The following is a 17,019-nucleotide window of genomic DNA, read 5'->3' on the forward strand; positions in this document are numbered from 1 at the left end:
GCGGGTCAGCTCCGTCGCGGTACGGTCTGGAATACGACCGAGCCCTCGGCCTCGCCGACCCTTTCGCCGTCCAGGTCGAGGTCGGCGGTCACGCCGAGCCAGGTGCGGCCCTTTTCGTCCCTTCGCCGCTCGCCGGTGCGCGCGACGTACGTAGCGCGGCCGTCCTGCACGGGCCGCACCCATCGGTACGTCATCTCCGCGAGCAGCATCGACTCGTCGTGATCGTCGGGAACACCGAGGCCCCGCGCGATCTTGCCGGCATCACCCAGCGCCTCCTCGGCCGCGCCCAGTAGCGAGCCGGGCATCTCCCTGCACACGCCGCGAATCTCGGTGTCGCTCCAGCCGAGCTCGTACGCCGGCAGGGCGAGACGCTGCGGAAGCGTCGCAAGGTAGTCGGCGATGCGGCGGTCGGCCTGCACGGTCGCCGCGGTCGCATCGGCGGCGTCGAACTGCGCCCGCGCCTGCACGGCGACCACCGGCGCCGCTGCACCCGGCAGCTGCCGGGACAGTTCGATGCCCACGGTGGTTGCGGGCGATGCATCGTCGACGGCTGCCGTCCAGCGGACCTCGCTCACTCCGTCGGCGACGTGCGGGCGCGTGCGCGGCTCGGCCACCCGAATCGCGCGACGGAAGCGAACGGCGATCTGGCGGATGGCCGGATCGGCGCTCCGCATGAGCATCGCGAGCGTCGCGCAGCGGCACGCGCACTCGGCCAGCAGAGCGCCCGACACGGCCGGCCATCGGTTTCCTTCGAGCACCGCCTCGGTCAGATCCAAGGTTCCGCCGCATCGGCCGCTCGAGTCGGACGCCCAAGCGAGCGACGGCACCGGAAGACCGAAAGGAAGCACGTCCCATTGTCCGGCGTGACGTCGCAGCTGCTCTTCGTAATCGGCACGGGCCATGCGGCGTCTGTAGCGCTGGCTCGAAAAAGGGCAACAAGGGCTGTCGGAATGGCGCTGGTCCTGGCGCCGTGGCGACGCGGTAGGGAACGCCGATGCGGTCAGGCGGCCACGCGCCTGGCCAGCAGCCACTGGAGCTCGGCCGGCTCCTTCTCCCGCCGGTCCACGGCCTCGCACAACGCTGCGATCTCGGCCACTTCGGCTGGCGTGATGGAACCGCCCATCGCCGCGGCCACTCGCACGATCTCACCGGCGCGGCCTTCGTCCCACCAGCGCGCCACGAGCTGGAGCCAGGGCCGCAGCGGACTGGAAACATGGCGGCGCACGTCGGCAGCGGAGTAGCACGTGATGCCGTGCCCGCGCGTGGCGCGAAGCGTGTCGTGATCCATCTCATCGACAACGGTGCACTCGATTTGCCGCATGCGGCTGAAGCGCAGGCCGCCGCTGCAGCTCATGCCGCGCCGCGCGGCAGCCGGGAGCATGTGCAGCGCCCAGACCAGCGCCATTGCCGAGCTCTTGCCGGCGGCGGCCACGGCGGGCGCGCGCTCGTGCAGAAGCGACGCCAGACCTGCCAGGGTAGCGCCGTCCCAGCTCTTGGAGCTGCGCGCGTCGTCGTCGCGCCACATCTCCACCGTCACCGCCGGCACCACGCCGTCCGACCCCTTGCCCAGCGGCGGCAGGGTCGCCGCGGCACGGCAGAACGAATCGGGATGGGACGCCATGCGAAGGAACGAGGCCGGCTCACACACGAGGATGTCGGTCCAGACGCGCCCGCCGCCGCGCATCGTGTGCTCGGCACCGGCGTAACGCGCCAGCGAAATGCACACCCTGCCCGACTCCAGCGTGTACATCGCGATCGCCGCGGCCTGCGGCGCGCGGCTGCAAAGCGAATCGTGCGACGGCGAGCGCCGGATGATTTCGGCGCGTTCCTCCGAGCGCAGGCCCGCGCTGGCGGCAACGAGCCGATAGCCCTCCCCCGTCGCCGACGGCAGCGAGGTGAAGACTGCGCGCTCGCAGGAAACCTGGATGGGCGTCAGATCTTCGAGATCAGCCACTCGAACGGCTCCAGCACTCCCTGGAGCGACGTGTGCAGAGGAACCGGCCGCACGTAATCACCGCCGTCCTCGTCCTTGCCGGTCGCATAGGCCAGGGATCCGACCGCGCTGCACGCGAAATATTCCACCGTCTCGAAGCGGCTCTCGCACAGGTTCCACAGGCGGTTGAGATTGGCCTGGACGAACTTGCGCGAATCGTCGAAGCACTCGGGACAGTGGTCGGACTTGCACAACACGACGGCGATCGGCGTGCGCACCCGCTGCTCGCGCTTGGTCTGAATGAGCGCGTCGATGTAGCTCATCATCTTGAGCGCGAAGAAGTCCGGGCGCGAGGCGCCGTTGGCCGCCAGCGCAGCATCGACCAGCAGCATCGCCCCCGACGATTTCTGCAGCAGGCTGCGAATGATGCGGAACGTGGAGGGGCTGGCGATCTCGGCCGCCAGGCTCTCGCCCGCCATGTCGGGCATCACCAGGTCGTACCACTTCGTCTTGCGGCCCTCGCCCTTGCGCGCCTGGTAGTAGGCCCAGTGCCAGCGGTCGGGCTCCATGGCGGTCTTGGGCGGAAACGCGCGGCCCGTCATGCTGGCCACCACGCTCTGCTGAAGATCGACGCTGTAGGCTCCCTTGGGAATCGCCTCGAAGCCCTTGGCACGCTGCGAGAGCATGTCGAGCAGGAACCCCAGATAGACGGTCTTGCCGACGTTGCTCTCGCCGAGGACGCTGATGATCTGGTGCTGGCGTCCCTGCGCGGCGGTATCCATCACCAGCGACATCGGCGCCGCGCACTCGCTGCACACCGCGGCGTCCGTTCCGTTGGGAGATTCACAGATCAGGCACGGGATCTGCGGTTCGTCGTTGCCCATTCCGAATGCTGACATCATGGCCATGATCGTTCGTCCTGTAGGCTCAGGCGCCGGGCTGGCCCGCGTCCAGGACGCAGCGGAAGCCGACGTTGTGTGTGCGGGACAGGCAGGCAAGCCCCGTCCGGAACGTGCTCGTGGCCTGGCAGGCGAAGTAGGTGTCGAAAGCGCCGCCGCGGATGGCCTTCATCAGCATGTCGCCGATCAGCGGCACGCCATTGTCGTCGGTGAGATCGAGATCGGACGACGTCCACTCCCAGACGTTGCCGATGAGCTGCAGCACGCCATTGGGCGCCGCGCCGTCGGAGAACGACGTCACGGGAGAGGTGGTGCCGAGCCCGGTCGCCCAGATGTTGCAACGCCTCGTGTCCAGTGCATCGCCCCACGGATAACGCCGGAAGACGTGCGCGGAGCTGCGGATGCGCCAGCTCGCCGCCATCTGCCATTCCGCTTCCGTCGGCAGACGAAATCCTGCCCAGCGCGCATACGTCTCGGCTTCGGCGCAGCAGATGCCTACGACGGGATGATCCGCCTTGGCGCGGTCGTGCTTGCCGCCGCGCCAGAAGCGCGGGCCGGGCTTGCCGGTCTGGTCGTGGAAGCTGATCAGATGCGGCCACAGCTCCTCGGACCACAGCTCGAGATCCTCATAGGCGCCGGCATCGACGAACTTCTGGTACTGCGCATTGGTCACGCACGTGCGCGAGAGCAGGAACGGCTCGGTCTCCAGATCGACTTCGGGGCAGCCGGGCACGTCCATCAGCGTCGTCGGCATCGAAACGAACCCTTCGGGCACCAATGCGAAGCGGTCGTCGATGATGTCGAGAGCCTTCTGGAACAGCGTCTGGAAGTCGGGGTGACCGCGGAACTGGTCGCCCTTGGTCACCACCAGCCCGTAGCGCTCCAACTGCATGTAGGAGCGCAGCGGGTCGGTTTCCTTGACGGCCGAGGCAGTGGAAGCGCGGCCGCCGCCGTCGGGCGATAGCGAGTCGTTGCGCCAGAACGCTTTCAACATAGGAGCCACCCCTTGATCCCGATCACTACATCACGCCGATCGCGCGACGACGCGCGTCGCGGCACAGCTTCTGGTAGCGCTCCACCGCCGCCGACGCCTGCTGCGTCTGCACCGAAGGCAGCCCCTTGGTCACCGGCGTGCCGGCATTCCAGGTCTTCTCGGTCAGGCCGAAGCGCTCCAGGATGTCGTCGCGATCGTTGGCGATCTGTCCGACCTCGGCCTGCAGCTGCTCCTGCAGCGAGCTGAGGCTGACGCTGGCGTCGTTGAGCTCGGCGATCTTCTCTTCCCAGCGCTGGCGCAGGCGGCCGAGTTCGTCCTTCTGGGCCTCGACCTGCTGCACGCGCAGCTCGAGCGAGCCTTCCTGCTCCTTGATCTGCAGCTCGCGGCGCGCCAGCTCGGCGGCACGCTCCGCAAACTGCGCCTGGCGCGACTCGAGATCGGCCTCCGAGGCGGAGAACGCCGCGCGATCGCGCTCCAGGCTCGCCACCGCCTGCAGATGCCGGTCGCGCTCGATCTCCCACTCGCTGCGCTCCTGCTGATGACGTGCCTTGGCCTCGGCCAGCTGCCTGCCGGCGGTGCGCAGCTTCTCGCGATCCGCATCGAGCGTCGCGATTCGCTGCTCGAACTCCGCCTTCTGCTTGTGGAACTCCTGCTCCAGCTGCAGCACCGCTCCCTCGCGCTCGCCGATCTTGCGCAGGGTCTCCTCGGAGGCGGCGGCGCGGCGGTTGAGCTCCTCGTGCTGACGCTTGAGCTCGGCGGCTTCGAGCTCGAAGGCGCGCCCCAGCTCTTCGGCGCGCAGCTCGACGCCTTCGTATCGCTTTTCGCGTTCGGTAAGGTCGGCTTCACGCCGCTCGTACTCGTCGCACAGCAGCACCTGCTCGTGCTCGAACCGCTCGCGGTCCTCGACGAGCTTGGCGTGCTGGTCCACCAGCATCGCGCGGCACGACTCGATGGCCTCGGCGCGCGCCTGCAGCATGTCGCGCAGCGTGCCGATGGCACGCAGCACATCCTGGCCCATGGATGCGATCTTGTTGACGTCCGGGTTCTGGACGTCGTCTGCCTTGCTGAGGTTCTCGATGCTCGCGTTCATCTCTTACTTTCTCCGCCACCAGGAGGACTTGTCATTTTTGTCGGCCGGCTCGGCACTGGTCTGCCGCGCCTTCTCGACGAGTTGTTCGATCTTCGCGTCCGGATCCAGACGACGCAGCAGGCGCACACGACGAGCCGTTGTTTCGTCGAGCGCCGCCAGGACTTCCTGCTCGTGCGCAGCGCGCGCGGCCAGCTCCTCGTCGGTGGGTCCGGTCTTGACCGGCTTTTCCTTGATCTTCGGCTTGGCCGGCGCCTCTTCGACGGGCGGCGGCGCCGCGTTCGCGCCCTCCGAGGATGGCCAGCTCATGCTCGGCCATTCCACTGCAGCGGCGGTCGACGGTGCTGCCGCAGGCCATTCGCCGGGGTTGCTCGGCCAGTTCATCGGCTGAGGAATGCCCCATTGCGTCGGTTGCGCTTGCAGTTGCGGCGGCTGCTGCGGTTGCGGCTGCGGCTGCGCAGGGCTCGACGCCCAACCGTTCTGCGCGGGCCAGCCGGCCGGCGCAGGCTCGGATGCAGCGGGAACCTCGGTCACGACCTGCGGCTTCCAGTCCCCGCCGTCGAAGGCGGACGCCAGAGGCGGCGCCGCGGGCGCATCCAGCGAAGGCGCGATCGAGATCGTCGCTGCCTGCGGCACGGGCTGCGGCCGCGCGATCGACGCCGTGGTCGCGGCGCCGAGAGCTTCCCTGCCCGTCAGCGCGCGCTTCAAGAATGTCTGTGCGCTCAGCATCGCGTCCGTCCACGTCCAGATCTTGACGTCGAGGTCGGTGAGCGCCTGCTCGATGGAGCCGTCGTCGGCCGGAGGCTCGGCCGCACGCAGCACTTCGATTGTCGTCATATCCATGACGAGCCTTGGCTTTTCGCTAAGACGAGGACGAGGCAACGACTCGGAGAAGATGGTCGCGCGGAGAGGACGCTCCTTGCGATGACCGCCGTTCGAGTCGAAGCGGAGTATAGACAAGCCGCCTGACGGTTGGAAAGTGGAATCAGACTTTTTTCGTGCTCGCATGCACAACGAACGTCGTGCGCACTCGCCACGGTTGCGGGGCACGTGCGGAATGCGACGCATGCGCCAGGTATGTGCTGACGCAGCAGATTCGATTGAAGGCGTACTAAAGAGACGCTCAACGAGTGCGTCGCCGGAGCACGCAGTCTGCGCGTGAGAAAAGGCGATCAGCCTAAGCGGTCGGCTGCCGCTCTGCCAACACTTTCGCGTTGGCACCGGAGCGCCGCCCATCGTTAGAATGCGCGATGGCCGGCAACTCCTTCGGACAGGCCCTTCGCATCACCACGGCGGGCGAGAGCCACGGGCCGGCCAACGTCGTCATCATCGACGGGGTGCCGCCGGGCCTGCCGCTGAGCGTCGAGGACCTCCTGGTCGACCTGGACCGGCGCCGGCCCGGCCAGAGCTCAATCGTCACCCAGAGACAGGAGAGCGACATCCCGCAGATCCTGGCCGGCGTGTTCGAAGGCCACACCACCGGAACCTCGCTGGCGCTGCTGATTCCGAACGAGGACCAGCGCAGCAGGGACTACGAGGCCATCAAGGAGTTGTACCGGCCGGGCCACGCCGACTTCACCTTCGACGCCAAATACGGCCGCCGCGACTACCGCGGCGGCGGTCGCTCCAGCGCCCGCGAGACCAACGTGCGCGTTGCTGCCGGAGTCGTGGCCAAGAAGATCCTGGCGAACGAATGCGGTGCGTCCGTGGTGGGTTACGTGCTGCAGGTGGGCCAAGTACGGGCCTCCATCCCCGACCCTGCCGCCGTCACCCTGGACCAGGTCGAGAAGCTCCCGGACGGCTCGGCGAACGTCGTACGGTGTCCCGATCCGGCCGCCGCCGCGGCGATGGTCGAGCTGATCGAAGAGATGCGCAAGGCGCAGGATTCGATCGGTGGCATAAGCGAGATCGTGGCGGTGGGCGTGCCGGCGGGACTCGGGGAGCCGGTGTTCGACAAGCTCAAGGCCGACCTGGGCAAGGCGCTGTTCACGCTGCCCGCCGTCGTCGGCGTCGAGTACGGCGCAGGCTTTGCCGTAGCCACCGCGCGAGGCAGCGAGAACAACGACGTCTTCGAGCCCGGCCCTGGCAGTCCGCCGGTTCGAACCCGGACCAATCGCCATGGCGGCATGCTCGGCGGCATCAGCAGCGGCATGCCGATCGTGCTGCGGGCCGCCGTCAAACCGACCAGCAGCCTGCCGCAGGAGCAGAAGACGGTGACGCGCGCCGGCGAGCAGGCCTCGATCCGGACGAAAGGGCGCCACGACCCATGCCTGCTGCCGCGATTCGTTCCCATGGGCGAGGCGATGGTCGCTCTCGTGCTCGCCGACCACTGGCTTCGCTGGAAGTCGCAGAAGCCGCTGGCATGACGCACTCCTCGTGCACGAGGACGACAGCGCTCGGTGGCATCTCGCAACAACGCACAGTCACGCACGGCCGGCCGATGCTCGACACCCCCGTCCGTGTGGCGAGAGCGCGTTGCGCGCATGGCGGTGCGTGCAGCGATGCCACGATCGGCGGCAGCACGCGATTTCATTACGTCATCAGTACGACGTCACGCGGGCCGATGCGAAAACATGCAGCGCATTTTGCACGCGTAAAGCACGGGGCGAACGCGCGGCGCGCAGGCTGCGCGGTTTTATCTTGCATGGCCAAAAAAAGACGTTCGGCGACCCTCTTGTCACCGGCCGCACTTCCATGGCAGCACCTGCAACGTTCGCGTCGGTAATGGGCTTTGCCGGCGACCAGAACCGGTCCAGGGAGAGGGAATGAGCTTCACACAGAAATTTCAGATGGATATCGGTGCGCCTGCTGCCACGGGCCCGAGCGCCGAGGACCTGCGAAGGATCTTCGACACCGCCGGCGAGGACGAAGGCCTCATGGCCGGGATCGAGACGGCGCGCCGCGCCGCCGAGCAGCGGTCCGACACCGATTTCTCCCCGCGCAAGCCGGCCACCATCGCCGACGCGGGCCTGACGCCCGAATTCGTCGAACAGCTCATCTGCAAATTCCTTCTCACCCGCGGCTCGGCCACCGGCCGCCGCATCGCCCAGCAGCTCGGCCTGCCCTTCCGGTCGCTCGAGGGCCTGCTGACGCGCGCCAAGAACGAGATGCTGCTGGCGTACCGCAAGACCGCGGCCGCCGGGGACTACGAGTACGTCCTGACCGACACCGGCAGCGACCGGGCACGCCGCTCCATGGACGCCTGCACGTATGCCGATTCTGCGCCCGTGCCGCTGGAGGACTACATCGCTTCGGTCGCCGCGCAGAGCCTGACGCTTCACCGCATCAACGCCGAGCATCTGAAGGAGGCGTTCTTCGATCTGCTCGTCGGTGACGAGATGCTCGACCGGCTCGGCCCGGCCGTGAACTCGGGCAAGGGCATGTTCCTGTACGGCGCCCCCGGCAACGGTAAGACCAGCATCGCCGAGCGCGTCATCCGATGCTTCGGCAGCCACCTCTGGATTCCGAAGACGATCGTCATCGACGGCCATCTGTTCCGCCTGTTCGATCCGGTGATCCATCAGCCAGTCGCCGAGCCCGAATCGAGCATTCTCGGCGAAGGGCTCGAGGACGGACGCTGGGTGAAGGTGGTGCGCCCGACGGTCGTGGTCGGCGGCGAGCTGACGATGGATCAGCTCGAGATGCGCCATGACCCGCAGAGCAACGTCAGCGAGGCGCCCATCCAGATGAAGAGCAACTGCGGCGCCCTGGTCATCGACGACTTCGGGCGCCAGCGCATGCCCATCGCCGAGCTGCTCAACCGCTGGATCGTTCCGCTCGAGAAGCGTTACGACTTCCAGAAGCTGCCCTCGGGCAAGAAGATCCAGGTTCCCTTCGACCAGCTCGTGATCTTCTCGACCAACCTGGAGCCGCGCGACCTGGTCGACGAGGCGTTCCTGCGCCGCATTCCCTACAAGATCGAAGCGCCGAATCCGACGCCGTCGCAGTTCAAGCACATCGTCGAGATGGTGGCGCCGTCGCTCGGCTTCACCATCGATCCGCAGGTGGTCGACCATCTGATCGAGAAGCACTACGTCACGACCGGTCGTGCGATGCGTGCGTGCCATCCGCGCGATCTGATGCTGCAGGCGCGCAGCTACTGCATGTACCACAAGCTGCCGGTGGAGCTTTCGGACGAGGCGCTCGACTTCGCGGTCCAGAACTACTTCGCGGTCATGTGAAACCGCCGGCGTCGATGCCGTTTTGCGGATCGAAACGGCAGCCGACCTCGTTTTCACCGGCCCCGCTTCCGTGACAAACACCCTCGCCGGCCGCGCCGTGCGGTCGTGGAGGGATCGATGAGCGAAATTCGAGGCAGCAGCGTCCTCATCACGGGCGGAGCCAGCGGCATCGGCCGCCTGATGGCGCTGGAGATGGCCCACCAGGGCGCCGATCTCGTGCTGTGGGACCTCAACGGCGATGCGCTCGACACCACCGCGCGCGAGGTCGAGGCGGCCACCGGCCGCAGAGCCCGAACGTACGTCTGCGACGTCTCACGCCGCGACGACGTCTACGCGACCGCCGCGCGCACGCTGCAGGATGCAGGCCGCGTCGACATACTCATCAACAATGCCGGCGTCGTCAGCGGCCGCAGCCTCCTCGAGCTTTCCGACGAGAAGATCGAGACGACGTTCGCAGTCAATACGCTGGCGCTGTTCTGGACGACGAAGGCCTTTCTGCCCAGCATGATCGAGCGAGGGCGCGGTCATCTCGTCACCATCGCTTCGGCCTCCAGCCTCATCGGCGTCAACCGCCTCTCCGACTATGCGGCCAGCAAATGGGCGGCAATGGGTTTCGACGAGTCGCTGCGCGTGGAGATGCGGCGTACGGCGCCGTATATCCGCACCACGGTCGTGTGCCCGTTCTACATCAACACGGGTATGTTCGCCGGCGTGCGCTCGCGCTGGCCCCTGTTCCTGCCGCTGCTGGAGCCGCAAGCAGTGGCGCGCCGCATCGTGCGCGCCATTCGCAAGGATCATGCGCGCCTGATCATGCCGTGGAGCGTGGCGCTGATCCCGCTCATGCGCATGCTGCCGCCCTCGTTGATGGACCCGATCGCGGATCACCTCGGCGTCAACTCCTCGATGGACGAGTTCACCGGTCGGGCGGACCCTGCAGCCACCCGCGGGGCGTAGGAAGGTGCGCGGGCTACGAGCGCCTCTTCAGTAGCACCAGCGTCGCGCCCCACCCTCCTCGTTCCGGCGGCGCATCGCGAAACGATTCGACCGCCGGGTGTGCCGACAGAAGCTGCTGAACGCGGCTGCGCTGGAACCCCGTCCCGCGGCCATGGATCAGCCGCACCTCCCGAAAGCCCGCTTCGACCGCCGCCTCCAGATAGCCTTCGACGGCGGCAGGAATGTCGCGAGGCGCGAACGGATGCAGGTCGAGCGCGTCTTCGATCGGAACGACGAAGGGCTCATTTTCATCGAAGGGCTCGTCGTCGTCCTGCATGGCAATGCCAGTGGCGGCGGCAAGGATGCTGCAGCCGCATCCGGGCCGCACGGTCGCTGCGGGTGCCGCGAAGGCGAGCCCGCACCGAAACCGTAGCACGAAGTGCCGTAGCCTACACCGCCATCGCCATCTGCTGCATCGCCGCACGGTCCTGCGCCGGCGTGGTGGGGTGATCGAGAACCGCAGCGATCTCTTCGTCGCTCATGCGCAGCATCGCCTCGCCGAGCTCGCGCATCTCCTCGGGGAAGACGAAGCCGGGGCGCAGATCCGGGCTCGGCTGCGCGACGGCGCCGCCCTGCGAGACGAAAGCAGACGGCCGGCGGTAGCGTTCGAGCGCATCGGCGTCGATGCCGCATGCGGCCGCCACCTCCGCATCGATCCATTCATCCGCGCGCACGGCCAGGCCGGCCGAGCTGGCAAACTCGAGCTGCATGCCCTCGGGGCCCGTCAGATAGATCGACCTGCACATGCCGTGGTCGATCGGACCGAGCACCCAGTAGCCGTGCGAGCGCAGGCGGTCGCGCATCGCCAGCAGATCCTCGTGCGTCGGGACGTTGAGCGCGATGTGCTGCACCGCGCCGGGCGCCACCGCGCCCGCCGTGAAGCCCGCGTGCGACACGCCGATGGACGGCTGCACCGCCTTGATTTCCGGACCATACACGAGGGCGATCATCGATTCGTCCGAGAGGCGCAGGAAGGCGTGCGCCGTGTCCTTGACCCCGTGCATCCAGTACAGCCCGACCAGCTCCGCACCCACCGCCTCGGTGAAGAACTCGAGCTGCGACTTCAGATCCGCCGTTGCAATCGCCAGATGATGAACTCCGTTGGGAACGCCCATGTTCTTCTTTCTCCTTGCTGCGGGTCGGCGTCGTCGCCGCGCAGGTCGGAGTTTGCAACGGCAATTGGCCAGGTGTCAAATTGTTTCGAGAGGAAATTGGGCATATGGCCAATAAACGCTCCGGCCCGGCAGCCGCGCCGACCCGCAAGAAACGGCCCGTCCGCCGCCGGGCCGGCAGGCCGCCGGCATCCCGCCCGGCGCTCGAATCGAAGCAGGAGATCCTCGATGCCGCGCTTCGGGCGTTCGGCGAGCACGGGTTCGAAGAGATGTCGGTGCGCAAGCTCGCTAACGAGCTCGGCGTCAGCCACAACCTCATCTCGCACTACTACTCGTCCAAGGACGAGCTGTGGCGGGCCTGCGTCGACTACTCGATCGGCACCATCAACCGCGAGCTCGTGGAGATGGCGGCGCGGCTCCAGGAGAAGGCCGACGTGCTCGAGGTGCTGCGGGCGGTCAGTGAGCGGTTCATTCACCTGGCGGCCCGCTTCCCCGCCAATCTCTTCATCGTCTCGCACGTGGGTGCCTCCGAGAGCGCGCGCCTCGATTACCTCTACACGCAGCTGATGGAGCCGGCGCAGCGCGGATGGGCGGCGCTGGTCGAGCGCGCCGTGGCGGAAAGGAAGATCCGCCGGTATGATCCGCGCACCCTGTTCTTCCTGCTCACGCATGGCGGCGCTGCGATGTTCACGCTGGTGCCGCTCGCCGAGCGCATGGGCGGCCCGCCGCCTCTGGACCCGGCGTTCATCGACAAGCAGGCTCGCGACGTCGTCGACATCCTGCTGCGCGGCATCATGCTCGATCCGGACGCGGCGACACGGAGGCGGCGCGCATGAAGCCGATCACGCTCTCGTTCGACAATGGGCCCAGCCCCGGCATCACCGAGCGCGTGCTCGACACGTTGGCGGAGCGGGCCGTTCGCACGACGTTCTTCGTGGTGGGCGATCGGCTGCGGGATCCCACGGCACGCCGGCTTGCCGAGCGTGCCGTCGCCGAAGGGCACTGGGTCGGCAATCATACGATGACGCACAGCGTGCAGCTCGGCGCTGCCGCCGACGATTCGGTGCACGAGCGCGAGATCGGCGCGGCGCAGGAGATCATCGGCTCGCTCTCTCATGGCGACCGCTTCTTCCGGCCCTACGGCGCCGGCGGCGTGCTTACCAACGAGCTCCTCAGCCCCGGCGCGGTCGAGTATCTGCAGGGAGGCAGCTACAGCCTGGTCCTTTGGTCGATCGTGCCGCGCGACTGGGATCCGTCGGTGGACTGGGTCGAGTCATGCCTTTCGCATGCGCGCACACAGGCCTGGCCGCTCGTGGTGCTGCACGACCTTCCCGGCTGCGCGCCCGAACGGCTGCCCGAGCTTCTGGACCGGCTCGCCGCCGAAGGCTTCGAGGTACGGCAGGAGATTCCGGACCACTCCATGCCGATGCATCGTGGAGCGATGCGCGCAACCATCGACCATCTCGTGCGCTCGCATTGAGGAGGCCGGACCGGCATCCGCCAAGGACCGGGCGTCGGGATGACCGGATCGGCCGGCAGCGTGAGAGCACCCGCACCTGGACGCCGCTGGATGCCGACCGACGCCTCGACGCGCAGACGTTGAATCAACTGCGGCGAAAGAGCACGGTGCACAGACTACCGCGTTTCGGGCGTAGTGCTCGTGCCATCGGCGCGGTCCATGGAGGGTTTCGATGAGGATCAGTCCCGTGGTGCCCGTCGCGATCACGATTTCGCTGGCTTTACTGGCAGTTCCGCCTGTCGCGGGGGCACGGACGGCCCAGGAGAAGTGCGACCAGGCTCGGCTCAAGGCATGGTCGGACTTCGTCAAGTGTCAGAACGCGGTGCTTGCCAAGCCGGGGACCGGATACATGCCGCGAACGATCGCCACCCTGAAATGCCGCCGGAAGTACTTCGCGGTATGGGAAAAGTTCCAGAGCGATGGCGGGCTCGCCGGCACCACCTGCCAGCCATCCGGCGGAGCGCGCTTTGTCGACAACGGCGACCAGACGGTCACCGACAATCTCACCCTGCTCGTATGGGAGAAGAAGGATAGCCTGGACAACAGTGCGGATTTCGGTAACCCGCACGATGCCGACAACGCGTACAGCATCAGCGCGACGTCCAAGCTCGACCTCGAAGATGGAACCGCCTACTCAGACTTTCTGAGCGCGCTCAACGAGTCTCCGGGGTTCGCCGGGGCGCTTGGCTGGCGAGTACCGACTCTCATCGAGTTGCAGACGATCGTGCTCGAGTTCGCCTGTGCCAAGTCGGCGTCGGATACCGGGGATCCGGGCTGCGACTGCGCCGATCCATGTATCGATTCGATATTCGGCCCGACCAAGAGCGTGTACTACAAAACCTCGACCCGCAATCTGAACGAGTCGGACCAGGTCTGGGCGATCAGCTTCGAATATTCGGATCTCAATCCCGGCGCCGCCAGCAATCTGAACGACGGAGTCAGGGCGGTTCGCGGCGGGCTATGAGGCGCGGCCGGCGATGACGCGGCAGGTGCGTGCTAAAACCTGCTCATCGCTCGGATTCGCAAAGCACGGCCCTGCCGACGGCGCTTCCGCTGAACGACACCGCTCGCGGCTGCGTCCGGCCGCCGCGGCTGCTAGTGTTCGCGAATGTCCCGCACGCTCCGGGTCTTGCTGGTGGCCGTCATCGTCATCGGCGGCGTTCTGCTTCTGATGCCACGGCCCGGCCCGCCGCCTCCGGCGGCTCCCGCGGCGCCGGCCACGGCACGCGATGAAGAGCGAGGTCGGCTGGCCAAGCCGCAATCGCAGCGTCCCGAGCGAGAACGCCAACCGTCTTCCATCCGCGCGAACGGTGGAGACCGACTCCGCCTGCCTCGGCGCGGTACACCGGAGCGGCCGACGAAACGCATGCAGCGCGACATTCCCGCCATCAACCCGGACCGCGCGGCGGCGGTCGAGAAGGAGCTGGTCGAGGACGAGCCTCTTCCACGGGCGAGCGTCCGCAGCATGCTGCAGCAGCAGCTTCGGCAGCAGTTGCCGGACAGGAAGCTCTCTACCGAGGAGTACGAGCGTCTTACCGACGCGGTGATGCGCTATCGCGCCACCCAGCGAGTGATCGCGGGGATGCCACCTTCGAACGAAAATGCCGAGACCCTCATCCGTGTGCGCACCGAGGTCACCGAGATCCTGCGCGAGATCAACGAGCTGACAGGCGTGCCGAGCAACGAGCTCCTTGACGAGGAAAAGCCGTGGATGCGGGACCTTCCGACGCAGTGATTGCGTCCGTTTTGCCGGCAGCGGCGCGCCTACACCTTCCGATTCGGCCGGACCGGCGGGACCCGATTTCGGGGCGTCGAACAAAACGGTAGCGCCCCTGACGCACGAGCGGCCCGGCACGTGGCCGGGCCGCTCGCGAACGAAAGCGACGGCGCGTGCGCCGCCTAGGCCGGCTGCTCTACTCGCACGAATCGATCGTGCAGTCGTTGTTGCGGGCTTCCCTGCACGCCTCCGGGCTCGACGCTTTGGCGTTGTCCGGGCAGATGCCGAGTTCCTCTTGGCACAGATCCTCGCTGGCGCAGCTGTCCTCGAACCGCCGGCAGCGCTGATCGTCGCCGTCAATCTCGGGGCAGGCCGGGTACTGGAAGCCGCAGAACAGCTCCTCCTGCTCGGAACAGGTACCGCGGGCACATTTGCCGTCGATCATCCTGCCCCCTTTGTTGAAGCAGTCGAGTTGCTGAATGCACTGGCCGGTGGTCAGTTCATCGTCATCGTCGTCGTGTCCCGCGACTCCGTTGACGAAGGACTCGTGCAACGTGGTGCACAGGTCGCTGCAGTCGTCGAAGCTGACGTCGATGGCCGAGGCGAGAACGTCGTCGCAGGAATCGCCGGCGCCGCTAAGGGCGCAGTTGAGCGCCGTGGCGATCAGCTGGCGATAGAGCTGGCGCACCTTCTCGCCCTCGGCCTTGACGCACAAGCCTTCCAGGGCCGAGCTCAGACCCAGATCCTCGACCCAAAGTGCTTCATCATTGACCGTTGCGCTGATCGTGATGCCGCAGACTTCGATGTCACCCACGGTATCGATGATGTCCTGGATCAGGTTGTCAGCGCCACGTTCGAAGCCGCCATGCGTGCCCCAGAATCCTGCGCTGCGACAGACCGCGTCCGTCGTCGCGTTGCAAGTGTCGACATGGCGGCAGCCGTCGTGGATGTCGCATGTGTCCGTGGTGCATGGATTGTCGTCGTCGCATTCGTCGTGATGAGGAACGATATTGCACGTGTCGGTGGTCTCATTACACGTACTGGTCGTGCACTCGTCGTCGTTTGCGCTGCACGCGCGCTGTGTCGCCGGCTTGCATCCGGTCGACGTGCAGGTTTCGGTGCCGTTGCAGAACTTGCCGTCGCTGCAGGCGTTGTTGTTGGCCGTATGCGTGCACTCATTCTGATCCTCATTGCAGGCGTCCACGGTGCACGTGACGTTGTCGTTGCAGTTCGGCGCAGTGCCGCTTCTGCAGCCGAGGTTGGCGTCGCAAGTTTCGGCGCCGTTGCAGAATTTCCCGTCATCGCAGCGCGAATTCCTGGCAACGCTGTAGCAGCCAAACTCGTTGGCGCGGGCGTCGTCGGGATCGCAGATTTCCTGCGTGCATGCGATGCCATCATCGGAGCACGGATTGTCGTCGTCGCACTTACCCGTGGGGTTTCCACCGGTTATGGGCACATCCAGGTCGATGGGCTCCTTGGTGCAGCTGCAGCTGTTTTCGTTTCCGGGCTTGACGTTGTGCGGGCCCGAGCACGATGTCTTCGAGCTCTCGGTCCAGGTCGCGCACGCGGCGAGCTCGGCGCGGCCGTCCTCGTCCTCGTCGATGCACTTGACCGTCAGATTCGTGAAGGACACCAGCAGCGTACGATCGCCGGCCGTGTCGCCACAATTGTCGTTGTCCTCGTCGAGGAACGGCGAAGGCGCCGTCGGCAGCGTCAGGACCTTGCAGGAGCCTTCCAGGGCCTGCTCGCCGTCTTGACCGAGGAAGAGACCGATGTCGTAGAGCTTGTCGTCGGAGTGGCCGTCATCGTCGTGATCGTCGTCGTCCTCGAGGTCGACGATGACCTTGAGCTTCCCGCTGAGCGTGACGGTGTCACCGTGGCCGATACACCCATTGTCCGTGACCTGCTCGCCGACGACATCCACGATGCGAATGTCTCTGGAGTCGCACTTGGCGTCGTCGCCAAAAGCTCCGTCGACGCACATTCCAGCCGTGGCATTTCCGGCGGATGCAAGAACGAATGCAAGGGCGAACAGAAGGTGTGGCCGCAGGGCTGCCATCGACAGCAGCCCGAGAATTGATTTCCTGCTCATATGTGTCTCCTCACACGTGGCACAGAGTCCGGCACGGGCCGACGCGCCTTGCGCAGCCTCGAACCGACGGCGGATCGATTGTGTGGAGAACACTGAAGGCAGCTTCGGCGGCTGCAATGGGCTTCACCGAAACATCACGAGAAAAGCACGGCAGCGCGCCTGATCGCGCGCCTGTGCAGCCGCTGGTGCGGGCGTCATCCAAGCGGCAGTGGGTATTTCGGGTACGACGACGTCTGGGGTCGGTCGCTTTTTGCCGTCCGCCAGAATCGTGGCGACGACACCGTGGGCGACCAGGCGAAGGAGCAAATCTTCTCCTGCACCGGAGTCGCTCGCGGTGCGAATTGCATCCTGCCTCGTTCGCCTCCAGGCGCCCGACGAAGAACTGGGTGGCACGGGACCTTGCGCTGCGGGGGCGTGTCCACGTCCGATCAGCCGGAGGGGCCGGACCTGAATCTGGGCGCGCCTGAACGAAAGGAGGGCATCCATCGTGAC

At 66.7% G+C, this 17,019-nt stretch carries 17 protein-coding genes; 7 read left to right on the top strand and 10 right to left on the bottom strand.

Features of this window, described 5'->3' with window-relative positions; translation table 11 throughout:
• Positions 1-5: 5 nt before the first annotated feature.
• The 6 genes from VEC57_07930 to VEC57_07955 all read right to left on the bottom strand — a co-directional run bounded on the left by VEC57_07930 (position 6) and on the right by VEC57_07955 (position 6,149).
• Positions 6-902 carry a hypothetical protein gene (locus VEC57_07930; GenBank protein HYB99052.1) on the bottom strand — a complete coding sequence of 299 codons (897 nt, stop codon included), beginning with the start codon at positions 900-902 and terminating at the stop codon, positions 6-8.
• A gap of 98 nt (positions 903-1,000) precedes the next feature.
• The gene (locus VEC57_07935; protein HYB99053.1) at positions 1,001-1,954 is read right to left on the bottom strand and encodes a hypothetical protein; all 954 of its coding nucleotides are present in this window, start codon (positions 1,952-1,954) and stop codon (positions 1,001-1,003) included.
• On the bottom strand, positions 1,933-2,835 hold the full coding sequence (locus VEC57_07940) for a hypothetical protein (GenBank protein ID HYB99054.1): 903 nt from the start codon (positions 2,833-2,835) through the stop codon (positions 1,933-1,935). The genes VEC57_07935 and VEC57_07940 overlap by 22 nt, the downstream gene beginning before the upstream one ends.
• A gap of 25 nt (positions 2,836-2,860) precedes the next feature.
• Positions 2,861-3,826, bottom strand: coding sequence for an SUMF1/EgtB/PvdO family nonheme iron enzyme (locus VEC57_07945; GenBank protein HYB99055.1), 966 nt, complete (start codon positions 3,824-3,826; stop codon positions 2,861-2,863).
• A 25-nt stretch (positions 3,827-3,851) separates the two neighbouring features.
• The gene (locus tag VEC57_07950; GenBank protein HYB99056.1) at positions 3,852-4,916 is read right to left on the bottom strand and encodes a hypothetical protein; all 1,065 of its coding nucleotides are present in this window, start codon (positions 4,914-4,916) and stop codon (positions 3,852-3,854) included.
• 3 nt (positions 4,917-4,919) lie between these two features.
• Positions 4,920-6,149 (bottom strand): hypothetical protein, encoded by a 1,230-nt coding sequence (locus VEC57_07955; GenBank protein ID HYB99057.1) that lies wholly within the window; start codon positions 6,147-6,149, stop codon positions 4,920-4,922.
• Between the two features lie 14 nt (positions 6,150-6,163).
• On the opposite strand from VEC57_07955, the gene aroC reads away from it, so the two are divergent.
• The 3 genes from aroC (at position 6,164) to VEC57_07970 (ending at position 10,048) form a co-directional block, all read left to right on the top strand.
• Complete coding sequence (gene aroC, locus VEC57_07960; protein HYB99058.1) at positions 6,164-7,279, top strand: chorismate synthase; 1,116 nt, start codon at positions 6,164-6,166, stop codon at positions 7,277-7,279.
• A gap of 399 nt (positions 7,280-7,678) precedes the next feature.
• The gene (locus VEC57_07965; protein ID HYB99059.1) at positions 7,679-9,094 is read left to right on the top strand and encodes a hypothetical protein; all 1,416 of its coding nucleotides are present in this window, start codon (positions 7,679-7,681) and stop codon (positions 9,092-9,094) included.
• 117 nt (positions 9,095-9,211) lie between these two features.
• A complete protein-coding gene (locus VEC57_07970; GenBank protein HYB99060.1) occupies positions 9,212-10,048 on the top strand; it encodes an SDR family oxidoreductase in 837 nt (278 codons plus the stop codon).
• Positions 10,049-10,061: 13 nt separating this feature from the next.
• Here the strand turns inward: VEC57_07970 and VEC57_07975 are convergent, their stop codons facing one another.
• From VEC57_07975 to VEC57_07985, 3 genes are all read right to left on the bottom strand, one after another.
• The gene (locus VEC57_07975; GenBank protein HYB99061.1) at positions 10,062-10,364 is read right to left on the bottom strand and encodes a Smr/MutS family protein; all 303 of its coding nucleotides are present in this window, start codon (positions 10,362-10,364) and stop codon (positions 10,062-10,064) included.
• A gap of 112 nt (positions 10,365-10,476) precedes the next feature.
• Positions 10,477-11,202, bottom strand: coding sequence for a VOC family protein (locus tag VEC57_07980; GenBank protein HYB99062.1), 726 nt, complete (start codon positions 11,200-11,202; stop codon positions 10,477-10,479).
• Complete coding sequence (locus VEC57_07985; protein HYB99063.1) at positions 11,151-11,456, bottom strand: hypothetical protein; 306 nt, start codon at positions 11,454-11,456, stop codon at positions 11,151-11,153. Before VEC57_07985 ends, VEC57_07980 begins: the two co-directional genes overlap by 52 nt.
• Before the next feature lie 18 nt (positions 11,457-11,474).
• Here VEC57_07985 and VEC57_07990 point away from each other — a divergent pair, with 18 nt between their 5' ends.
• The 4 genes from VEC57_07990 to VEC57_08005 all read left to right on the top strand — a co-directional run bounded on the left by VEC57_07990 (position 11,475) and on the right by VEC57_08005 (position 14,453).
• On the top strand, positions 11,475-12,035 hold the full coding sequence (locus VEC57_07990) for a TetR/AcrR family transcriptional regulator (protein ID HYB99064.1): 561 nt from the start codon (positions 11,475-11,477) through the stop codon (positions 12,033-12,035).
• Positions 12,032-12,679: a polysaccharide deacetylase family protein gene (locus VEC57_07995; protein HYB99065.1), complete on the top strand. Its 648-nt coding sequence runs from the start codon at positions 12,032-12,034 to the stop codon at positions 12,677-12,679. Before VEC57_07990 ends, VEC57_07995 begins: the two co-directional genes overlap by 4 nt.
• A gap of 211 nt (positions 12,680-12,890) precedes the next feature.
• Positions 12,891-13,682 (top strand): DUF1566 domain-containing protein, encoded by a 792-nt coding sequence (locus VEC57_08000; GenBank protein ID HYB99066.1) that lies wholly within the window; start codon positions 12,891-12,893, stop codon positions 13,680-13,682.
• 144 nt (positions 13,683-13,826) lie between these two features.
• Positions 13,827-14,453 (top strand): hypothetical protein, encoded by a 627-nt coding sequence (locus VEC57_08005; GenBank protein HYB99067.1) that lies wholly within the window; start codon positions 13,827-13,829, stop codon positions 14,451-14,453.
• Positions 14,454-14,631: 178 nt separating this feature from the next.
• Here VEC57_08005 and VEC57_08010 read toward each other — a convergent pair whose 3' ends face one another.
• On the bottom strand, positions 14,632-16,527 hold the full coding sequence (locus VEC57_08010; GenBank protein HYB99068.1) for a hypothetical protein: 1,896 nt from the start codon (positions 16,525-16,527) through the stop codon (positions 14,632-14,634).
• Positions 16,528-17,019 lie beyond the last annotated feature (492 nt).

The sequence above is a fragment of the Candidatus Limnocylindrales bacterium genome (genome assembly GCA_035626395.1).
Lineage (GTDB): Bacteria > Desulfobacterota > Binatia > UBA1149 > CAITLU01 > DASPNH01.